This window comes from Promicromonospora soli (assembly GCF_014653785.1).
GTDB classification, from domain to species: Bacteria; Actinomycetota; Actinomycetes; order Actinomycetales; family Cellulomonadaceae; genus Promicromonospora; species Promicromonospora soli.
Window position 1 is genome coordinate 4,086 of record NZ_BNAS01000013.1, and the last position, 3,696, is coordinate 7,781.

4 protein-coding genes and 1 pseudogene are annotated in these 3,696 nt (G+C 68.1%); all 5 read left to right on the forward strand.

Annotation, left to right across the window (positions count from 1 at the left end; all coding sequences use genetic code 11):
• Window positions 1-369: pseudogene (locus IE250_RS24235) on the forward strand (hypothetical protein); the annotation flags it as partial.
• Window positions 366-629: a WhiB family transcriptional regulator gene (locus IE250_RS24240; protein ID WP_189671892.1), complete on the forward strand. Its 264-nt coding sequence runs from the start codon at window positions 366-368 to the stop codon at window positions 627-629. The pseudogene IE250_RS24235 and the gene IE250_RS24240, both read left to right, overlap by 4 nt.
• Complete coding sequence (locus IE250_RS24245; protein WP_229872744.1) at window positions 629-2,233, forward strand: replication initiator; 1,605 nt, start codon at window positions 629-631, stop codon at window positions 2,231-2,233. Before IE250_RS24240 ends, IE250_RS24245 begins: the two co-directional genes overlap by 1 nt.
• Window positions 2,234-2,247: 14 nt before the next feature.
• Window positions 2,248-2,469 carry a helix-turn-helix transcriptional regulator gene (locus tag IE250_RS24250; protein ID WP_189671893.1) on the forward strand — a complete coding sequence of 74 codons (222 nt, stop codon included), beginning with the start codon at window positions 2,248-2,250 and terminating at the stop codon, window positions 2,467-2,469.
• Window positions 2,469-3,671 (forward strand): tyrosine-type recombinase/integrase, encoded by a 1,203-nt coding sequence (locus IE250_RS24255; RefSeq protein ID WP_189671894.1) that lies wholly within the window; start codon window positions 2,469-2,471, stop codon window positions 3,669-3,671. Before IE250_RS24250 ends, IE250_RS24255 begins: the two co-directional genes overlap by 1 nt.
• Window positions 3,672-3,696: the final 25 nt, after the last annotated feature.

Genomic DNA, 3,696 nt, shown 5'->3' on the forward strand with positions numbered 1-3,696 from the left:
GTCGACCCGGCCGTGAAGGTCCTCGTCGGCGTCGTCCTGGTCGCCCTCGCGCCTCTGTCAGTGCTCACCTCGACTCACGCCCTGGCTTCGCTCGTGGTCGCGGACGGTCCCGCCGTCGCACCGGTCGCCGTGCCCGAGCCATCGCCGGCAGCCCTGGCTGAGCCGGCCCGAGCTGCTGCACCGCCGGCCACGATCGAGCCGCCCGCCGGCAAGCCCGCTCCCGAGCCCGTCGCCGCACCGGCTCCCGCTCGGGCCCCTGGTCCTGCGCCTGTGCTGGCTCCGGTGAGGTCGTCTTCCCGTGCACGCTCCGCCGGTTCGGTCGGGCAGAGCATGCTGCCAGGTCTGGACCTGCCGGGGGCGACGGCATGAGCACCGAACCCCTGACCGGCGCCGCCTGCGCCCGCCCGGAGAACCAGACCCTGCCGTGGGTCAGTGAGAACGCCTCACCGCTGGCTCGGGCTCGTATGGCCCGCGTATGCACCACGTGCCCGGTCCTGGCCTCCTGCGCCCTGGAAGTCGCCACCACCGACACCACCGCGGGGTTCTGGGCCGGCCACGACCGCACAGTGCCGGACCTGCCCGAACAAGACACCCTGCCCGGCCTCGAGCACTCGGGAGTAGCTGCCTGATGGTCACCTTCACCAGCGACCTCGACACCCGCACCACCGGCCTCGACGTCGACGACGCTGCCCGTCAGGCACGGGAGATGGCTCGTGCGGCTGCTGAGGCGAACGGGGTGTGCACGTCCCCGATCGTGCGTGCGGTGCACGACCGCGAGACCGGCGTCACGCACCTGGTCCCGATCCCGTGCGGCTCCACCCGGGAGTCCAAGTGCAAGGGCTGCGCCGACAAGGCCCGCCGGCTACGCATCCACCAGTGCCGTGAGGGCTGGCACCGCGACGACGAACCCGAGCTGCCACTGGCTCCCGAGATGACCCCCGACGAGGACGACGAGACCGAAGAGGACGACGGTCCGGCTCCTGAGCGTGCCGTGCGTTCCACCCGCCGGCTGCCCGATGTCCCGGACCTGCCCAAGCAGGACATGACCGCCGGCACCATCGGGCGGACCTTCACGGACCCCAAGACCGGCCGCACGTTCCGGCCCTCGATGTTCCTCACCCTGACCCTTGGGTCGTACGGCAAGATCACGCCCGGCACCGGGCTGCCCGCCAACCCCCGCACCTACGACTACCGCACCGCGGCGCTGGATGCGCTGATGTTCTCCCGGGTGGTCGACCGGTTCATGCAGAACCTGCGGCGGTGCGCCGGCTACAACGTCCAGTACTTCGCCGCCGTCGAACCACAGAAGCGCCTGGCGCCGCACCTGCACGCCGCGATCCGGGGCACCATCCCGCGCGCGATCGTGAAGCAGGTAGCCGCCGCGACGTACTTCGCCGCCTGGTGGCCCTCGTGCGCCGACGCCGATGTCGTCTACGGCGACCGCGACCAGGCCCCGGTGTGGGACGAAGACACCTCGAGCTACCTCGACCCAGCCACGGGCCAGGCCCTGCCCACCTGGGAGCAGGCCACGGCCGCGCTCGAGAACCCGACACACGTGGTCCGGCTCGGCAAGCAGGTCGACGTCAAGGGCCTCCTGGGCGGCACCGAGGACAGCGACCGTGCCGTGCGGTACCTGTGCAAGTACCTCACCAAGTCCATCGCCGGCACCTACGCCGCACCCGACGACGCCGCCCCGGCCGACGCTCGGCAGGTCGCCTACGACAAGCACGTCGACCGGCTGCACGCCCACGTCCGGGTCCTGCCCTGCAGCCCGAGCTGCGCCAACTGGCTCCGGTACGGCGTCCAGCCCAAAAACCCGACCCCCGGTCTCCAGCCTGGCGCGTGCCTGTCGCCGGCGCACGACCGCGAAAACCTCGGCCTGGGTGGTCGACGGGTCCTGGTCTCCCGCGGCTGGTCGGGCAAGACCCTCACACAGCACCGCGCCGACCGCGCCGCCGTCGTCCGCCAGGCCCTCGAAGCCGCGGGCATCGAACATGACGACGCCGACCGGCTCTCCACTACCCAGGAAACCGCCGATGGCCGCGCCAGGTATGTCTGGCGCGAACCCGAAGCCGGGACCTACACCTATGCGGCTGTGATCGCTGCCAGCCTGCAAGAACAACTCCAGAGGCGCGGACAGTACGAAGCCGCGAAACAAGCCCTCGGCCTCGACCCACCAGGGCCGCCTGGGGCTGTGGAAAACCGTTCGGCAACCGCCACCGTGGCGGCCTGAGTAGAGGGGAAGTCATGACGTACTCGAAGAACCGACGGGCCAAGAGGGCCAACGAGCTTCCGCGCATCGACTCACTGTGGACCATCGAAGAGGTCGCGGACTTCCTCCGAATCCCGGTGGCGACCCTGTACCGGTGGCGCACCATGGGCACCGGCCCGACCGCCTTCCGCGTCGGTCGCCACCTGCGCTATAACCCTGACACCGTGCGGTCCTGGCTCCTGGAAGGTGCTGCCTGATGGGCTCCGTCGAGAAGCGCACGCGCACCCTCGCGAACGGGAAGGTCAAGACCTTCTGGCTCGCCCGATGGCGTGAACCTTCGGGACGTCAACCCTCGAAGTCCTTCCCGAAAAAGGGCCTGGCTGAGGACCACGTCACGAAGATGGAAGGCGACATCCTTCGGGGCGAATACATCGCGGTCAACGCTGGCAAGGTCACATTCGAGGAGTACGGGACCCGTTGGCTTGAATCACGAACGTTCGCAGAGTCAAGTCGTGAAGCCGTCGCCATGCGGCTTCGTGTCCATGCGTTCCCTGTACTTGGTGAGCGTCCGCTCAATACGATCAAGCCGTCGACGGTGCAGTCGTGGCTGCGGGGCTTGTCGAACGAGTCTCGCAACTATCAGGAAGTGCTTTTTCAGCATGTGTCGTCCGTGTTCAAGGCCGCTGTCGACGACGAACTGATCCGGAAGAACCCCTGCCAGGCGGCGTCGGTCACGCGGCCGGGGCGAAAGCCGAACAAGGTCCAGCCATGGCCCATGGAACGTGTGCTGAAGATGCGTGACAGCCTCCGCGACCGCTACCGGATCGTGGTGACGCTCGGGGCTGGCCTCGGGCTCCGCCAGGGAGAGATCTTCGGGCTTGCTGTGGAAGACATCGACTTTGAGCGGAAGCGAGTCATTGTGCGGCGCCAGGTGAAGCTCTCGAACGTCGACAACACGAGGTACTTCGCGCTTCCCAAAGGCGAGAAGGTTCGCGAGGTTCCACTTCCGGTTGCAGTGAGTGACGCCGTCCGGGATCACCTCGAGAAGTTCCCGGCGACAGCGGTCACTCTGCCGTGGGAGACCAAGGGCGGGCCGCTGAAGACAGCGAACCTCGTTGTGACCACAGACCGGAAGCAGGCGTGCCGCCGCGATGAGTTCAACAGGATGGTCTGGACAAAGGGCCGGCAGGCGTCGGGGATCCCGGATGGTCGCGAGAATGGTTGCCACATGCTGCGGCACGTGTACGCGAGCACGCTGCTTCACGCGGGCGAGTCGGTCAAGGCCCTCGCGGAATACCTCGGGCACTCCGACCCCGGCTTCACCCTGCGTACCTACACGCACCTCCTGCCAGAGAGCGACGAGCGCACGCGTAAAGCAGTGGATGAGGCGTTCGGTGTAACTGGTGTGGAACTCGGTGGCCCCGGCGAGGCAAACGCGCAGGTCAGCCCAGCTGCCTGAAGTAGAAGATCAACTTTTAGTCGAT

Excerpts from the sequence above, each read along its gene's own strand:
- IE250_RS24240 (WP_189671892.1), top strand. The coding sequence starts at position 366 with ATGAGCACCGAACCCCTGACCGGCGCCGCCTGCGCCCGCCCGGAGAAC.
- IE250_RS24245 (WP_229872744.1), top strand. The coding sequence starts at position 629 with ATGGTCACCTTCACCAGCGACCTCGACACCCGCACCACCGGCCTCGAC.
- IE250_RS24250 (WP_189671893.1), top strand. The coding sequence starts at position 2,248 with ATGACGTACTCGAAGAACCGACGGGCCAAGAGGGCCAACGAGCTTCCG.
- IE250_RS24255 (WP_189671894.1), top strand. The coding sequence starts at position 2,469 with ATGGGCTCCGTCGAGAAGCGCACGCGCACCCTCGCGAACGGGAAGGTC.